17 protein-coding genes are annotated in these 16,735 nt (G+C 61.5%); 7 read left to right on the top strand and 10 right to left on the bottom strand.

The features are described from left to right. Positions 1-117 precede the first annotated feature (117 nt). From secB to ACODSV_RS14450, 3 genes are read right to left on the bottom strand one after another with little or no spacing between them, the layout of a single operon-like run. Positions 118-597, bottom strand: coding sequence for a protein-export chaperone SecB (gene secB / locus ACODSV_RS14460; protein WP_024072893.1), 480 nt, complete (start codon positions 595-597; stop codon positions 118-120). A 42-nt stretch (positions 598-639) separates the two neighbouring features. Then, positions 640-894 (bottom strand): glutaredoxin 3, encoded by a 255-nt coding sequence (grxC, locus tag ACODSV_RS14455; RefSeq protein ID WP_024072892.1) that lies wholly within the window; start codon positions 892-894, stop codon positions 640-642. Position 895: 1 nt separating this feature from the next. Beyond that, entirely contained in the window at positions 896-1,309 is a 414-nt protein-coding gene (locus ACODSV_RS14450; RefSeq protein ID WP_041160819.1) for a rhodanese-like domain-containing protein, read from the bottom strand. 151 nt (positions 1,310-1,460) lie between these two features. On the opposite strand from ACODSV_RS14450, the gene gpmI reads away from it, so the two are divergent. The 4 genes from gpmI (at position 1,461) to ACODSV_RS14430 (ending at position 6,663) form a co-directional block, all read left to right on the top strand. Further along, on the top strand, positions 1,461-2,987 hold the full coding sequence (gene gpmI, locus ACODSV_RS14445) for a 2,3-bisphosphoglycerate-independent phosphoglycerate mutase (protein ID WP_024072890.1): 1,527 nt from the start codon (positions 1,461-1,463) through the stop codon (positions 2,985-2,987). A gap of 258 nt (positions 2,988-3,245) precedes the next feature. Further along, positions 3,246-4,541: a murein hydrolase activator EnvC family protein gene (locus ACODSV_RS14440; RefSeq protein WP_024072889.1), complete on the top strand. Its 1,296-nt coding sequence runs from the start codon at positions 3,246-3,248 to the stop codon at positions 4,539-4,541. A 30-nt stretch (positions 4,542-4,571) separates the two neighbouring features. Beyond that, a complete protein-coding gene (locus ACODSV_RS14435; RefSeq protein ID WP_024072888.1) occupies positions 4,572-5,888 on the top strand; it encodes a S41 family peptidase in 1,317 nt (438 codons plus the stop codon). 1 nt (position 5,889) lies between these two features. Beyond that, positions 5,890-6,663, top strand: a complete 774-nt coding sequence (locus ACODSV_RS14430) for a divergent polysaccharide deacetylase family protein (protein ID WP_150095482.1) — start codon at positions 5,890-5,892, stop codon at positions 6,661-6,663. A gap of 222 nt (positions 6,664-6,885) precedes the next feature. Here ACODSV_RS14430 and ACODSV_RS14425 read toward each other — a convergent pair whose 3' ends face one another. The 7 genes from ACODSV_RS14425 to ACODSV_RS14395 form a co-directional block, all read right to left on the bottom strand. Continuing rightward, positions 6,886-7,641 (bottom strand): substrate-binding periplasmic protein, encoded by a 756-nt coding sequence (locus ACODSV_RS14425; RefSeq protein ID WP_150055624.1) that lies wholly within the window; start codon positions 7,639-7,641, stop codon positions 6,886-6,888. A gap of 66 nt (positions 7,642-7,707) precedes the next feature. Then, complete coding sequence (gene hisF / locus ACODSV_RS14420) at positions 7,708-8,478, bottom strand: imidazole glycerol phosphate synthase subunit HisF (RefSeq protein WP_003171107.1); 771 nt, start codon at positions 8,476-8,478, stop codon at positions 7,708-7,710. A gap of 9 nt (positions 8,479-8,487) precedes the next feature. Further along, positions 8,488-9,225: a 1-(5-phosphoribosyl)-5-[(5-phosphoribosylamino)methylideneamino]imidazole-4-carboxamide isomerase gene (gene hisA / locus ACODSV_RS14415; RefSeq protein ID WP_016972250.1), complete on the bottom strand. Its 738-nt coding sequence runs from the start codon at positions 9,223-9,225 to the stop codon at positions 8,488-8,490. A gap of 39 nt (positions 9,226-9,264) precedes the next feature. Then, the gene (locus tag ACODSV_RS14410; RefSeq protein ID WP_024072885.1) at positions 9,265-9,522 is read right to left on the bottom strand and encodes a DUF2164 domain-containing protein; all 258 of its coding nucleotides are present in this window, start codon (positions 9,520-9,522) and stop codon (positions 9,265-9,267) included. Further along, positions 9,523-10,161, bottom strand: coding sequence for an imidazole glycerol phosphate synthase subunit HisH (gene hisH, locus ACODSV_RS14405; protein WP_150095395.1), 639 nt, complete (start codon positions 10,159-10,161; stop codon positions 9,523-9,525). Then, positions 10,161-10,754 (bottom strand): imidazoleglycerol-phosphate dehydratase HisB, encoded by a 594-nt coding sequence (gene hisB / locus ACODSV_RS14400; protein WP_017849940.1) that lies wholly within the window; start codon positions 10,752-10,754, stop codon positions 10,161-10,163. The genes hisH and hisB overlap by 1 nt, the downstream gene beginning before the upstream one ends. A 359-nt stretch (positions 10,755-11,113) precedes the next feature. After that, on the bottom strand, positions 11,114-12,775 hold the full coding sequence (locus tag ACODSV_RS14395; protein ID WP_041160817.1) for an OFA family MFS transporter: 1,662 nt from the start codon (positions 12,773-12,775) through the stop codon (positions 11,114-11,116). A 324-nt stretch (positions 12,776-13,099) separates the two neighbouring features. Here ACODSV_RS14395 and ACODSV_RS14390 point away from each other — a divergent pair, with 324 nt between their 5' ends. Genes ACODSV_RS14390 through ACODSV_RS14380 form a run of 3 tightly spaced genes read left to right on the top strand, consistent with a single transcriptional unit; the run spans position 13,100 to position 16,643 of the window. After that, positions 13,100-15,310 (top strand): AsmA family protein, encoded by a 2,211-nt coding sequence (locus tag ACODSV_RS14390; RefSeq protein WP_069075091.1) that lies wholly within the window; start codon positions 13,100-13,102, stop codon positions 15,308-15,310. Continuing rightward, complete coding sequence (mutY, locus tag ACODSV_RS14385) at positions 15,307-16,374, top strand: A/G-specific adenine glycosylase (RefSeq protein ID WP_102625375.1); 1,068 nt, start codon at positions 15,307-15,309, stop codon at positions 16,372-16,374. Before ACODSV_RS14390 ends, mutY begins: the two co-directional genes overlap by 4 nt. Further along, positions 16,371-16,643 (top strand): oxidative damage protection protein, encoded by a 273-nt coding sequence (locus ACODSV_RS14380; RefSeq protein WP_024072880.1) that lies wholly within the window; start codon positions 16,371-16,373, stop codon positions 16,641-16,643. The genes mutY and ACODSV_RS14380 overlap by 4 nt, the downstream gene beginning before the upstream one ends. Positions 16,644-16,735 lie beyond the last annotated feature (92 nt).

Genomic DNA, 16,735 nt, shown 5'->3' with positions numbered 1-16,735 from the left:
CAAATGTGGGAGGGGGCTTGCCCCCGATAGCGGTGGATCAGTCACATAGATGTCGACTGACACTCCGCCATCGGGGGCAAGCCCCCTCCCACATTGGGTTCTGCGTCGGGTTCGAGATTACTGAACCGTCGACGCGCCTTCCTGTTGCATGCGCTGCAGCTCTTGAGCGTACAGGGCATCGAAGTTCACCGGAGCCAGCATCAGCGCAGGGAACGAACCACGGGTAACCAGGCTGTCCAGGGTCTCGCGGGCATACGGGAACAGGATGTTCGGGCAGAACGCACCCAGGGTGTGGCTCATGGACGCCTCGTCCAGGCCCTGGATCAGGAAGATACCGGCCTGTTGCACTTCAGCGATGAAGGCCACTTCTTCGCCATTCTTGACGGTGACCGACAAGGTCAGCACGACTTCGTGGAAGTCGCCTTCCAGTGCCTTTTGACGGGTGTTCAGGTCCAGGGCAACGCTTGGGGTCCATTCCTGGCGGAAGATAGCCGGGCTTTTCGGCGCTTCGAACGACAGGTCACGCACGTAGATGCGCTGCAGCGAGAACTGTGGGCCTTGGGCTTCTGCTGCTTCGGTATTCTGTTGGTCAGTCATCGCAGATCCTTCTTGATCTTGGGGTCTTTTAGGGGTTGGGAGTCAGACGTGCAGCAGCGCATCGAGTTTACCGGAGCGCTCCAGGGCGAACAGGTCATCGCATCCACCGACGTGCCGGGTGCCGATCCAGATCTGCGGAACGGACGTGCGCCCCGCCTTCTGGGCCATTTCGGCACGCACCTGGGGCTTGCCGTCGACCTTGATCTCTTCGAAGGCAACACCCTTTTTCTCCAGCAAAGCCTTGGCTCGCATGCAGTAAGGGCACCAATCGCTGGAATAGACGACAACCTGGCTCATATCACTTCACCAGCGGCAGGTTATCGGCGCGCCAGCTGCTGATACCACCAGACAGCTTGGCCGCAGTGAAACCGGTCTTGAGCATTTCGCGGGCGTGGGTGCCGGCGTGCTGGCCTTGGGCGTCGACCAGGATGATGGTCTTGGCCTTGTGTTTTTCCAGCTCGGCCAGGCGCGCAATCAGCTTGTCCTGCGGAATGTTCAGGGCGCCGACGATATGGCCGGTGGCAAAATCCTTGGCCGGGCGGATATCCACGACAATCGCCTCATCCTTGTTGACCAGCGCGGTCAGCTCCGACGTGCTCAGGCTGCGGCCACCGCGGCTCATCTCGTGAGCGATCAGCAGCGCCAGCAGGATGACGAAGGCACCCGCGAGCAGATAGTGGGCAGTGGCAAATGCAATCAGGTGATCAACCATCAAGGAGGTTCCAGGGCGTTAAAATGGCGGTAAGTATACACAGCCGCCAGGGGGGGCCAACCCCCGTAAAGCGGTGACGTGGTCGGAACTTCGCTTTAAACTGCCACTCCCTTTTCAATCCCCTTCACTAATTACCGCCGCGAGAGGATCTATGACTACTACGCCTAAACCTTTGGTCCTGATAATTCTCGATGGCTTCGGACACAGTGAAAGCCACCACGACAACGCCGTGTACTCGGCGCGCAAGCCGGTCCTGGACCGCCTGACCGCCACCGTCCCCAACGGCCTGATCTCCGGTTCCGGCATGGACGTGGGCCTGCCGGACGGCCAAATGGGCAACTCGGAAGTCGGCCACATGAACCTGGGCGCCGGACGAGTGGTCTATCAGGACTTCACGCGCGTGACCAAAGCGATCCGCGATGGCGAGTTCTTCGAGAACCCGACTATCTGCGCGGCCGTGGATAAAGCCGTCGCCGCCGGCAAAGCGGTGCACTTCATGGGCCTGCTGTCCGACGGTGGCGTACATAGCCATCAGGACCACCTGGTGGCCATGGCCGAACTGGCCTTCAAGCGGGGCGCCGACAAGATCTACCTGCACGCCTTCCTCGACGGCCGCGACACCCCGCCGAAGAGCGCGCAGTCGTCCATTGAGCTGCTGGACGCCACCTTCGCTGCCCTGGGCAAAGGCCGCATCGCCAGCCTGGTCGGCCGCTACTTCGCCATGGACCGCGACAACCGTTGGGACCGCGTGGCCCAGGCCTACAACCTGATCGTCGACGGCCAGGCCGAATTCAACGCCGCCACCGCCCAGGAGGGCCTTGAAGCCGCCTATGCCCGTGGCGAGAGCGATGAGTTCGTCAAAGCCACCACCATCGGCGAGCCGGTGAAAGTCGAAGACGGCGACGCCGTGGTCTTCATGAACTTCCGCGCCGACCGCGCCCGCGAGCTGAGCCGTGTGTTTGTCGAAGACGGTTTCAAGGAGTTCGAGCGTGCGCGCCAGCCAAAAGTCCAATATGTCGGCCTGACCCAATACGCCGCCAGCATCCCCGCCCCCGCAGCCTTTGCCGCAGGCAGCCTGGACAACGTGCTGGGCGACTACCTGGCGAAAAACGGCAAGACCCAGCTGCGCATCGCCGAAACCGAGAAGTATGCCCACGTGACCTTCTTCTTCTCCGGCGGTCGCGAAGAACCGTTCCCCGGCGAAGAGCGCATCCTGATCCCGTCGCCTAAAGTCGCCACCTACGACCTGCAACCGGAAATGAGCGCACCGCAAGTCACCGACAAGATCGTCGACGCCATCGACCACCAGCGGTATGACGTGATCGTGGTCAACTACGCCAACGGTGACATGGTCGGCCACAGCGGCAACCTGGAAGCCGCGATCAAGGCCGTGGAATGCCTGGACCAATGCGTCGGCCGCATCGTCGATGCGCTGGAAAAGGTCGGCGGCGAAGCGCTGATCACCGCCGACCACGGTAACTGCGAGCAGATGTCCGACGAATCCACCGGGCAGGCCCACACGGCCCATACCACCGAGCCGGTGCCGTTCATCTACGTCGGCAAGCGCGACTTCAAAGTGCGTAATGGCGGCGTGCTGGCGGATGTGGCACCGACAATGTTGATGCTGATGGGGTTGGAGAAGCCGAAAGAGATGACCGGCACTTCGATTCTGGTCTGATTCTCAGAATCACCGAAAAATAGTGTGGGAGGGGGCTTGCCCCCGATTACGGTAGATCAGCTGACACCTATGTGGCTGATACACCGCTATCGGGGGCAAGCCCCTTCCCACATTGGATCTTCCGCGTTTGGTAGATGTCTTTTTGCCATACCAGCGCCACTCGGCACCTATCTTGCCCGGAAGCCTGAATTGGGCGTTTTTTTTGCAGCGCTTGGCGGGCATACTAGGCCGTCCCTTTCCGTGGTGTCGCCCGCCTCTATGCTTCGCGCCTTGATTACCCTCGCTCTTGTCTGCCTGCTCCAACCGGCGTTTGCCGATGAGCGCGCGCAAACCCAACAACAGTTGGACGCTACGCGTCAGGACATTACCGAGCTGAAAAAACTGCTCGGCAAGCTCCAGGAAGAAAAATCCGGGGTGCAGAAAGACCTGCGCGGCACGGAAACCGAGATGGGCAAGCTGGAGAAACAGGTCCAGGAGCTGCAAAAAGAATTAAAGAAGAGCGAGTCGGAACTGGAGCGACTCGACGCTGAGAAAAAAAAACTCCAGAGCGCACGCGTTGAACAGCAACGCCTGATCGCGATCCAGGCCCGCGCCGCCTACCAGAGCGGCCGCCAGGAGTACCTCAAGCTGCTGCTCAACCAGCAGAACCCGGAAAAGTTCGCGCGCACCCTCACCTACTACGACTACGTGAGCCAGGCACGCCTGGCGCAATTGAAGGGTTTCAACGAGACCCTGCGCCAACTGGCCAATGTCGAACAGGAAATCGCCGACCAGCAGTCGCAGTTGCTCGACCAGAAAAGCGCCCTCGACGTCCAGCGCGACCAGTTGGACAAGGTCCGCAAGGAACGCCAGCTGGCCCTGGCCAAGCTCAACGAAGACGTAAAGGCCCGCGACGCCAAGCTGCAAGCTCGCGAGCAGGACCAGGCCGACCTGGCCAAGGTACTCAAGACCATCGAAGAAACCCTGGCCCGCCAGGCACGTGAGGCCGAGGAAGCGCGCCAGAAAGCGCTGATCGCCCAGCAGGAAGCCGAAAAAAAGCGCCAGCGTGAGGCCGAACTGGCAGCCACCACGGACGCTCCGGCCCCCCGCAAGCCCGCGCACGCAGCACCTGGCCCGCTGGTTTCCAGCGCCGGCGAATCCTTCGGCGGCCCTTTTGCTTCCGCGCGCGGCAAACTTCCATGGCCGGTTGATGGTCGACTACTGGCACGCTTTGGGGAAACCCGTGGCGACGACACCCGCGCCAAGTGGGACGGGGTGATGATCAGCGCCGCTGCTGGCAGCCAGGTCCATGCCGTACACGGTGGCCGCGTGGTGTTTGCCGATTGGCTGCGGGGCGCCGGTTTGTTGGTGATTCTCGACCACGGTAATGGCTATTTGAGCCTTTATGGCCACAATCAGACTTTACTCAAGTCGGCAGGTGATGTTGTAAAAGCCGGTGAATCCATCTCCACTGTCGGTAACAGTGGCGGCCAGGACACCCCGGCGCTGTACTTCGCTATTCGTCAGCAGGGTCGCCCGAGCGATCCCGCACAATGGTGCCGCTCCCAAGGATAGGGGCGCATCTACACTAGGAGTTCGTTCGACATGCTGCATTTGTCCCGCCTCACTTCGCTGGCCCTGACGATCGCCCTGGTGATCGGCGCGCCTCTGGCTTTTGCCGACCAGGCCGCACCGGCTGCACCTGCCGCCACGGCCGCGACCACCAAGGCGCCGTTGCCGCTGGACGAGCTGCGCACCTTTGCCGAGGTCATGGACCGGATCAAGGCCGCCTATGTCGAACCCGTAGACGACAAGACCCTGCTGGAGAATGCCATCAAGGGCATGCTCAGCAACCTCGACCCACACTCCGCCTACCTCGGCCCGGAAGATTTCGCCGAGCTGCAGGAAAGCACCAGCGGTGAATTCGGCGGCCTGGGCATCGAAGTCGGCGCCGAGGACGGCCAGATCAAGGTCGTCTCCCCGATTGACGACACCCCAGCGTCCAAGGCCGGTATCCAGGCCGGCGACTTGATCGTCAAGATCAACGGCCAGCCGACCCGCGGCCAGACCATGACCGAAGCCGTCGACAAGATGCGCGGCAAAATCGGCCAGAAAATCACCCTGACCCTGGTGCGCGACGGCGGTGCCCCGTTCGACGTGACCCTGGCCCGCGCGACCATCACGGTCAAGAGCGTGAAGAGCCAGTTGCTGGAGTCAGGCTACGGCTACATCCGTATTACCCAGTTCCAGGTCAAGACCGGCGACGAAGTGGCCAAGGCCCTGGCCAAACTGCGCAAGGACAACGGCAAGAAGCTCAACGGTATCGTGCTCGACCTGCGCAACAACCCAGGTGGCGTGCTGCAGGCGGCGGTGGAAGTGGTCGACCACTTCATCACCAAGGGCCTGATCGTCTACACCAAGGGCCGCATCGCCAATTCCGAGTTGCGCTTCTCGGCTACCGGCAACGACCTCAGCGAAAACGTACCACTGGCCGTGCTGATCAACGGCGGCAGCGCCTCGGCCTCGGAAATCGTTGCCGGTGCCCTGCAGGACCAGAAGCGCGGCGTGCTGATGGGCACGACCAGCTTCGGCAAAGGCTCGGTGCAAACCGTGCTGCCGCTGAACAACGAGCGTGCACTGAAGATCACCACGGCGCTGTACTACACGCCAAACGGTCGCTCGATCCAGGCCCAGGGCATCGTGCCGGACATCGAAGTGCGCAAGGCCAAGATCACCAACGAGGTCGACAGCGAGTACTACAAGGAAGCGGACCTGCAAGGCCACCTGGGCAATGGCAACGGCGGCGCCGACCAGCCAACCGGCAGCGGTTCCAAAGCCAAACCGATGCCGCAGGACGATGACTACCAATTGGCCCAGGCGCTGAGCCTGCTCAAGGGCCTGAGCATTACGCGCAGCCGTTGATATGCGCTTTGCCCTGATCATCGCTGCGCTATGCAGCCTGGCAGGGGTCGCTCACGCGACTCCCGCCAGCGAGCCGCACAAAGCCTACCTGACCCTCATCATCGACGACCTCGGGCAAAACCTGGCCCGGGATCGTCGCGTGCTGACCCTGCCTGGGCCGGTGACCACCGCAATCATGCCCGACACGCCCCACGCCGCCGAATTCGCCCGCGAAGCGCACAAGGCCGGCAAGATCGTGATCCTGCACATGCCCATGGACCCGGCCACCGGTCCGTTCGCCTGGCACCCCGACCTGCCTATCGAAGAGCTCGGCAAGCGCCTGGACGCCGCGTTCCAGGCCGTGCCCTACACCGCCGGTATCAACAACCACATGGGCAGTCGAATGACCGCACAGCCCGCGGCGATGGCCTGGTTGATGGCCGACCTGCAACGACGCAACAAATTCTTTGTCGACAGCCGCACCAGCGCGCAGACCGTCGCCGCCGCCGAGGCACAGAAAATTGGCCTGGCCCATGTCTCGCGGGATGTCTTCCTCGACGACGAGCGCACCGAAGCCGCAATCACCACGCAACTGCAAACCGCGATCAAGCTGGCGCATAAACAGGGTTCGGCAGTGATGATCGGTCATCCGTACCCGCAGACCCTGGCGGTACTGGAACGCGAGCTGCCCAAGCTCAAGGCCCAGGGCGTCGACTGGATCGATATCAAGTTGATGATCAGTGTGCGCGGTAACCAGGCCATGGGTGGTCACGGTAAGAACGGCATCTATCGCTAAGGATCTGATACCTCTGTGGCGATTCGAAAGCCCTGATGCCGTTCAGTTAAGCGTACATCGCCTTCTGTAGGAGCGAGCTTGCTCGCGAAAAACGTCAACGATAACGCGTGTTTCCTGAATGAACGCGGCGCCTGTGAGTTTTTCGCGAGCAAGCTCGCTCCTACAAAAAAAGCCTTAACTGAACCGCATTAGGGCTTGCCACAAAAAAGAGTCGACGGAAGGCTAGAGGTACTTCGCCATGATCTGGTCGACCACACCCTCCTTGCGCAGTTGGTCCAACGCCGCCTGCAGCTTCGCCACGGTCTCATCCGGCACATCCTTGTTCAGCGCGAGATAGAGTTGGGCGCTGTTGAAGCGCAGCGCCGTCTTGAGCCCGGTCACCCCCACCTGGCGTGCCAGGTAACGCCCGGCGGGATCGCCAGTCGCCCAAAGGTCGATCTGGCCGTCCATGAGCTTTTGCGCATTGTCCTGGTCGCGCAGCACCACCAGCGGGGTCAAGCCCTGCTTCTCCAGCGTCTGGGCAATCGCATCACCTTTATAGGCGCCGATCTTGTAGCGGCGCGCCTGCTCAAGGTCGGCAAGCTGGATCTTACTGTCGGCCTTGGCCAGCAGCACCCAGTCGTCCGGGCCAATGGGGCCGACCCATTTGAACAACGCTTCGCGATCCGGCAGGCGCGCCATGACAAATACGCCGTAGCCGGGTTTCTCCAGGGCGAGCTTGTAGATTCGCTCCCACGGGAAACGCAGGGTGAGGTTGTAGGAAATGCCGGCGCGCTTGAAGGTTTCTCGCACGATGTCCACGGCGATGCCTTCGATGTTCTCTTCCTTGGCGAAGTTCTTGCCGTTTTTCGCCATGTTGTAGGGCGGGAAATTTTCCGTCAGCAGCACCAGGGAGGTATCAGACGGTTCTTCGGCGTGAGCTGCACTCACCATAAAAATGGAGGTGCTGGCGAGGGCAAGCAGCAGGGTCTTGAACATGAAGGCTACCGGAATCCATGGCAAGCGCAGAGAGTGCCGCGCGCCCGCCATGGTGTCCAGCAGCGTTTAGCGAACGACGATACCGCGCGCCGCCATGTAGGCCTTGGCCTCGGGGACGGTGTATTCACCAAAGTGGAAAATACTCGCCGCCAGCACCGCGCTGGCGTGGCCTTCGATCACGCCATCGGCCAGGTGTTGCAGGTTACCGACGCCGCCGGAGGCGATCACCGGGATACCCAGCGCATCACTGATCGCGCGGGTCACGCCCAGGTCGAAGCCGTTTTTCATGCCGTCCTGGTCCATGCTGGTCAGCAGGATTTCGCCGGCGCCCAGGCCTTCCATCTTCATCGCCCACTCCACTGCGTCCAGCCCGGTTGGCTTGCGCCCGCCGTGGGTGAAGATCTCCCAGCGCGGGGTTTCGCCGGGGCCGGAGACTTTCTTGGCGTCGATGGCCACCACGATGCATTGCGAGCCAAAGTGCTGCGCGGCTTCGCCGACAAACTCCGGGTTGAACACGGCCGCGGTGTTGATCGAGACCTTGTCCGCGCCGGCATTGAGCAGGTTGCGGATGTCTTGCACGGTGCGCACGCCACCGCCCACGGTCAGCGGGATAAACACCTGGCTGGCCATGCGTTCGACGGTGTGCAACGTGGTGTCGCGGCCGTCGACGCTGGCGGTGATGTCGAGAAAGGTAATCTCGTCGGCACCTTGTTCATCGTAGCGGCGAGCGATTTCCACCGGATCGCCGGCGTCACGAATGTTCTCGAACTTGACGCCCTTGACCACGCGACCGTTGTCGACGTCCAGGCAAGGGATGATGCGTTTGGCCAGCGCCATGGTCAGTCCTCAGCCGTTGTAGGCATCGCAGTAAGCCTGGGCTTCGGCGACGTCCAGGGTGCCCTCGTAGATCGCGCGGCCGGTAATGGCGCCGATGATCCCAGGAGCCTTGGCGTCCAGCAGCGACTTGATGTCGCCCAGGTTGTGAATACCGCCGGAAGCAATCACCGGAATCTTCGTCGCCGCCGCCAGTGCCGCAGTGAACGGTACGTTACAGCCCTGCATCATGCCGTCTTTGGCGATGTCGGTATAAACGATGGCGGACACACCGTCGGCCTCGAACTGCCTGGCCAGGTCGATGACTTGCACGGTACTGATTTCAGCCCAGCCGTCGGTGGCGACGAAACCGTCCTTGGCGTCCAGGCCGACGATCACCTTGCCAGGGAATGCGCGGCAGGCTTCGGCGACGAACGCCGGGTCTTTCACCGCCTTGGTGCCGATGATCACGTAGCTCACGCCCGCTTTCACGTAGTGCTCGATGGTTTCCAGGGAGCGGATACCGCCGCCGATCTGGATCGGCAGGTTCGGGTAGCGCTTGGCGATCGCGGTGACCACCTCGCCATTGACCGGCTGGCCTTCGAAGGCGCCGTTCAAGTCCACCAGATGCAGACGACGGCAGCCCCCTTCCACCCATTTGGCAGCCATGCTCACCGGGTCATCGGAGAACACGGTGGAGTCTTCCATACGGCCTTGGCGCAGACGTACGCAGGCGCCGTCCTTGAGATCGATAGCGGGGATAATCAGCATCTGGCAAACCTTATTCGATATTCAGCAATGCTCGGGAAATCAGGGTTTCTCAAGCGACCACAGGTCGCTTTCGATGCTTTCGAACCTTTCTTTAAGGAGCGTCTGCGTATCGAAAATCGCCCTGTTGTAATAATGCGGAGCCACTTCGGTGGTGAACAACTCAAGAATCTCGGCGACCTCGAACGAGCCCAGCTTGAGCTCGAAGCGATCCTCCATGAAGCGCTTGATCTTGTCGGTGGCCTCACGCTCCTGCTCAGGCGTGAGGTTCAAGATCGGCTGCTTCGGTTTCCTGGCCATTTACCAGCGCCCATCCCAGGCGGCGAAGTTCTGCAGCAATTGCAGGCCATGGGTATGGCTCTTCTCCGGGTGGAACTGCACGGCAAAACGCGAACCTTCGGCCAACGCAGCGGCGAAGTCGACGCCGTAGTGCCCACCCCCCACCACCTGGCGCGGGTTACCGGCGGCGATGTAGTAGCTGTGCACGAAGTAGAAACGCGCCATGTCCGGAATGTCGTGCCACAGCGGGTGATCCACCGCCTGGCTGACTTCGTTCCACCCCATGTGCGGGACTTTCAGGTGGGCGCCGTCTTCGTGCAGGTCCTTGCCGAAGAACTTCACCTGGCCGGGAAACAGGCCGATGCAGTCGACGCCGTCGTTCTCTTCACTGCTGTCGAGCAAGGCTTGCATGCCCACGCAGATGCCGAGGAACGGGCGATCCTGGCTGACCTCGCGCACCAGGCTGTCAAAGCCCAGGCGGCGAATTTCAGCCATGCAATCGCGAATCGCGCCAACGCCCGGGAATACCACGCGGTCGGCTTCGCGAATCACATTGGCATCGCTGGTGATCAGCACCTTGCCGGCCCCGACGTGCTCGAGGGCCTTGGCCACCGAGTGCAGGTTACCCATGCCGTAATCGATAACCGCGACCGTCTGCATTACAGGACGCCCTTGGTCGAGGGCATTTGCCCGGCCATACGCTCATCCAGCTCCACTGCCATGCGCAGCGCGCGGCCGAAAGCCTTGAACACGGTTTCGATCTGGTGGTGGGTGTTGGTGCCGCGCAGGTTGTCGATGTGCAGACTCACCAGCGCATGGTTGACGAAACCCTGGAAGAACTCCTGGAACAGGTCGACGTCGAAGCCGCCCACGGTGGCGCGGGTGTAGGGCACGTGCATCTGCAGGCCTGGGCGGCCGGAGAAGTCGATGACCACGCGCGACAGCGCTTCGTCCAGCGGGACATAGGCGTGGCCGTAGCGACGGATGCCTTTTTTGTCGCCAATGGCCTTGGCAAACGCCTGGCCGAGGGTGATGCCTACGTCTTCCACCGTGTGGTGGTCGTCGATATGCAGGTCGCCCTTGCTGACGATATCCAGGTCGATCAGCCCGTGACGGGCGATCTGGTCCAGCATGTGCTCAAGAAAAGGTACACCGATATCAAATCGGGCCTTTCCGGTGCCATCCAGGTTGATCGAGGCTTTGATCTGGGTTTCCAGAGTGTCGCGCTCGACGGACGCCTTACGTTCGGCCATCACCAGCTCCGCAAAATCATTGGGCGAAAAAGGCAGCCATTATAGGGGCGCGGGCGCTAAACAGAAACATCGAAGGGGATAAGACTGATGGAGTGTCGGGGATAGACATGTGCATACAAGCAAGAGCGGGCTTATGTGTCGAAGCGGGCTTAGTGTCTAAGCGGGCTTGTCGTGGCGAGCGGGCTTGCCCCGCGTTGGGCTGCGCAGCAGCCCCAAAATGTACCAACGCGTTCTGACGGGAAGAACGCGTTGGTTTTATTGGGGCTGCTGCGCAGCCCAACGCGGGGCAAGCCCGCTCGCCACAACCCCCAACACGCCTGTGGTCCCAACACGCCTGGGACCACAAGGCATGCGCGGTGTCAGTGGAACAGCACCGCCGTCTTCTGCAGGGTCACCCACACCCCCCATGCCAACGGAATACCCACCACCAACCAGGCCGCAACAGCCAGCGGCTTGCTGCCGGCGGAGGCTTTCCACTCCAGCACGGTCGTGGCATCAGCACCTTTGTCATGACCCAGCGCCTGTTCGGCAGCCAGCTCGGCATCGGTCATGAAGTACTTGTCGGCCACAGGACGCACCAGCATGTTGCAGATGAACCCCAGCACCAGCAGGCCCGCCAGGATGTACAAGGTGATGTCGTAGGCCGCAGCGCGTTCAACGCCGATGCTCAACTGGTATTCACGCAGGTAGTTGACCAGCACCGGGCCCAACACGCCCGCCGCCGCCCAGGCAGTCAGCAGGCGACCGTGGATCGCGCCGACCATCTGGGTACCGAACAGGTCGGCCAGGTACGCCGGAACCGTCGCAAAACCACCGCCGTACATCGACAGGATGATGCAGAACGCCGCCACGAACAGCGCCACGTTACCCAGGTGCCCCAGGTTCGGGATCAGTGCGTACAGGGCAAAGCCCAGGGCGAAGAACACGAAGTAGGTGTTTTTACGGCCCAGGTAGTCGGAGAACGACGCCCAGAAGAACCGGCCACCAATGTTGAACAGGCTCAACAGCCCAGTGAAGCCCGCAGCAATGGCCGCGATCGACGCCAGTTGCCCCGCATCCAGCTGGCCAAACGGTACATCCACACCCAACAGCTTGCCGCCAAACACTTCCTGCAGCAGCGGCGAAGCCATGCCCAGGATGCCGATACCGGCGGAGACGTTCAGGCACAGCACCAGCCATACCAGGCGGAATTGCGGGGTTTTCCAGGCCACGTTCACATGCACGTGACGGTGGGTGATCATCGAGTTGCTGGCTTTTTTCGCCGGTGCGGTCCAGCCCTCAGGCTTCCAGCCGGTCGGCGGAACACGGTACGACAGTGCGCCACCGATCATGAAGACGAAGTAGATCGCCGCCATCACCAGGAAGCTTTGCCACACGCCCACGCTGGTCGGCGAAGCAAAGTGCCCCATCAACGCAGCGGCCAGCGGCGCGCCAACCATGGCGCCACCGCCGAAGCCCATGATCGCCATGCCGGTCGCCATGCCGCGCTTGTCCGGGAACCACTTGATCAGGGTGGACACGGGCGAGATATAGCCCAGGCCCAGGCCGATACCGCCAATAACCCCAGAACCGATCCACATCAGCCAGATCTGGTGGGTGTAGATCCCCAGCGCCGAGATCAACAGGCCGCCGCACCAGCACAGCGCCGATACAACACCCGCCTTGCGTGGCCCGGCATGTTCCAGCCAGCCGCCCCAGATCGCTGCCGAGCAGCCCAGGAAGATGAAGAACAGGGTGTAGATCCAGCCCAGCATAGAGATGGGCCAATCGCATTGGGACGAGAAGACTTGGGCGATAAAGCTCATGTCCGGCGCACAGGCAACAGGTGCGGTAATACCCAGCGCCTTGGAGAGTGGCAGCCAGAACACCGAGAAGCCGTAGGCCATGCCGATGCACAAGTGAATGGCCAGGGCGGCCGGTGGAACCAGCCAGCGGTTGAAACCGGGCTTGGCGATGATGCGTTCCTTGGACAGGAACGCAGGCTGTGCGGCAGTAATACTCGCCGCCATGCTAGTACTCATTGGTGTTTCCCCCAGTTGTTAGTATGTGTTCGTCAGGCGCTCTCTCCCTCGGCCTTGCACGCAAAGCGTGGCCGTTTTGTTGAGTAGAGCTCCATTTAGGCGCGACCTTAAGTCGCAGAAGGCGAACGAACGTGCAGAGATTAGCATCAGTGGACGCCATAAAAACCAAAGTGCCACTACGTTTTTCGGATTTTTTGCACTTTTTGACGTCAAAATTCCGTTTTCCTGGCCCTAGATACAATGTAACGATCTGTGAACTGACGCCGGTCGTCGGGCGTTATACTCTGCGGCTACATTTTGAAATCGACATACAAGGACTCGCCCATGAAAGCGTTCGGCAAAATCCTGGGTCTGGTACTTCTCGGGTTGTTGCTGATCATTGTGGCTCTCGGCTTTGCCCTGACCCATCTCTTCGATCCCAACGACTATAAAGACGAGATTCGCCAGATTGCCCGCGACAAGGCCCACATCGAGCTGACGCTCAATGGCGATATCGGTTGGAGCCTGTTCCCGTGGCTGGGCCTGGAGTTGCACGAAGCCAGCGTCGCGACCCTGACCAACCCGACCCAACCGTTCGCTGACCTGCAGATGCTCGGCCTGTCGGTACGCGTGCTGCCGTTGCTGCGCCGCGAGGTGCAGATGAGCGATGTGCGTGTCGAGGGCCTCAATCTACGCCTGAACCGTGACAAGCAGGGCCATGGCAACTGGGAAGACATCGGTAAGACCGCGCCGGAGGCAGGTACCGCCACCCCTGCCCCAGTGGAGCAGTCTGCCGAGCACGAACCGGAAAAACCGCCAAAACCGATCCGCCTCGATATCGACAGCCTGACGATCAACAACGCCCGCATCGAATACAACGATGAGCAGACCGGCAAGCAGTTCAGCGCCGAAAGCATCCAGCTGAGCGCCGGTGCCGTGCACGAAGGGGCAAGCATTCCGCTGAAACTCACGGCCTTTTTCGGCAGTAACCAGCCGGTGATGCGCGTCAAGACCGAGCTCAACGGCAACCTGCGCATTCAACGCGCCCTCAAGCGCTACCAGTTCGAAGACATGAAACTCAGCGGCGAAGCCACCGGTGAACCGCTGCAAGGCAAGACCGTGACCTTCTCCACCCAGGGTCAACTGCTGGTGGACCTGGCGGCCAACATTGCCGAGTGGACCAACCTGAAACTCTCGGCCAACCAGCTGCGCGCACTCGGCGAGCTGAAGGTCAACGACCTCGACAAGACACCGCAGATCAGTGGCGCACTGTCCATCGCCCAGTTTGACCTGGCCACGTTCCTCGACAGCATCGGCAACCCGCTGCCGCACATGGCCGAGGGCAGCCTGAGCAAGGTCGAACTGGTCAGCCGCCTCAAGGGCACGCCGACCAGCATGGCGCTGGAAGACCTGAACCTGAAACTCGACGGCAGCACCTTTACCGGTCGCATCGCGGTGGACGATTTCGCCAAGCAGTCACTGCGCGTGCAACTGAAGGGCGACACGTTCAACGCCGACAACTACCTGCCGGCCAAGTCCGACGCCGCCAAAGGCGCCGCCGCTGCACGCCAGGCCGAAGTCCAGAACAGCGAAGCCGGCGCGATGGCCGCCGGTGGCACCACACCGCTGCCGGACGCCCCGACCAAGGGCGCCTGGAGCACCGACAAGCTGCTGCCACTGACCCGCCTGCGCACCCTGGATGTGAATGCCGACCTCACCTTTGGGCAACTGACCCTGAGCAAGCTGCCAATCCAGAACGCGGCACTGAAGGCCACCGGCCTCGACGGCCAGCTCAAGCTCGACACCCTGAGCGGCGGCCTCTACAACGGCACCTTCCAGGCCAACGGCACCCTCGATGTGCGCCAGGATATTCCGGTACTGGCGCTGCAGAGCCGCATCAAGCAGGTGCCGGTCGAACGCATCCTGCAAGCCCAAGGGCAAAATCCGCCGGTGAAAGGCCTGGTCACCCTCGACAGCAACCTCAGCGGCCGCGGCAACAGCCAAAAGGCCCTGATCGACAGCCTCAACGGCACCGCCAGCTTCGTGATCAATAATGGCGTGTTGCTCAACGCCAACCTTGAACAGCAGTTATGCACCGGTATTGCCCTGCTCAACCGCAAGACCTTGAACAGCGAGCCACGCGGCAAGGACACACCGTTCGAGGAACTGAAGGGCAACCTGAGCTTCCGCAATGGCGTAGCCAATAACCCTGACCTGAAAGTGCGTATCCCAGGCCTCACGGTGAACGGCAACGGTGACATCGACCTGCGTGTGCTCGGCATGGATTATCGGGTGGGCATCATCGTCGAAGGCGACCAACGCGAAGTACCGGACCCGGCGTGTGAAGTAGGCGCCAACTTCCAGGGCATCGAAGTTCCGTTACGTTGCCGTGGCCCGCTGGAACTGGGCGCCAAGGCATGCCGCCTGGACAAGGATGGCCTGGGCCAGGTCGCCATCAAGGCTGCCGGCAACCGCCTCAACGAGAAGCTGGAAGAGAAGCTCGACAAGGTTAACCCGCAACTCAAAGATGCGTTGAAAGGCCTGTTCAAACGATGAGAAACGAGCAGTTTTCGCAGGCGGTGCTGAATTGGTACGACCGCCACGGTCGCCATGACCTGCCCTGGCAACAGGGCATCACCCCTTACCGGGTGTGGGTCTCGGAGATCATGTTGCAACAGACCCAGGTCAGCACCGTGCTCAACTACTTCGACCGTTTCATGGCTTCGCTGCCAACCGTCGAAGCCCTGGCCGCCGCCCCGGAAGATGAAGTGCTGCACCTGTGGACCGGCCTGGGCTACTACACCCGGGCACGCAACCTGCAAAAGACCGCGAAGATCGTCGTGGCCGAGTACGGCGGCGAGTTTCCCCGCGATGTCGAAAAACTCACCGGGCTGCCCGGTATCGGCCTGTCCACGGCCGGTGCAATTGCCAGCCTGAGCATGGGCCTGCGCGCACCGATCCTCGACGGCAACGTCAAGCGCGTCCTGGCGCGCTATACCGCTCAGGAGGGCTACCCCGGCGACCCGAAGGTCGCCAAGCAACTCTGGGCCACCGCCGAGCGCTTCACCCCGCAGACCCGCGTCAACGCCTACACCCAGGCGATGATGGACATGGGCGCAACCCTCTGCACCCGCAGCAAGCCCAGTTGCCTGTTATGCCCGCTGGAAAAAGGCTGCGAAGCCCATATGCTCGGCCTGGAGACACGCTACCCGATCCCCAAGCCACGCAAGGCCATCCCCCAGAAGCGCACGCTGATGCCAATGCTGGCCAACGCCGAGGGCGCGATCCTGCTTTACCGTCGCCCTTCCACGGGCCTGTGGGGCGGTTTGTGGAGCTTGCCGGAGCTGGACGACCTCGACGACCTCGAACACCTCGCCCACCAGCATGCACTGGCCTTGGGCACGCAACAGGCACTGCCGGGGCTGATCCACACCTTCAGCCACTTCCAGCTGGCCATCGAACCCTGGCTGGTCCAGGTCGAGGAATCCGCCCATCACGTGGCCGAGGCCGACTGGCTCTGGTATAACCTCGCCACCCCGCCGCGCCTGGGCCTTGCCGCCCCGGTGAAAAAACTGCTGAAGCGCGCGGCTGAAGTATTGAACGCAGGAGAGTCGTCATGACCCGCACCGTAATGTGCCGCAAGTACAAAGAAGAACTGCCCGGCCTGGAACGCCCTCCATACCCAGGTGCCAAAGGCCAGGACGTGTTCGATCATGTTTCCGCCAAAGCCTGGGCCGACTGGCAAAAACACCAGACCCTGCTGATCAACGAAAAACGCCTGAACATGATGAACGCCGAAGACCGCAAATACCTGCAAGGTGAGATGGACAAGTATTTTTCCGGCGAGGATTACGCCAAGGCCGACGGCTACGTGCCGCCTGCTCAATAATTGATCAAAAACCGGGGTCGGCACGTAAGCGACGGTAATAATTAAATATTTTTTGAAAACTTGCTTGACGACCCCCTGAAAAACCCGTTTAA

Source organism: Pseudomonas sp. FG86 (assembly GCF_057808775.1).
The sequence above is the reverse complement of the archived record's forward strand: the minus strand, read 5'-3'. Positions and strand labels throughout refer to the sequence as shown.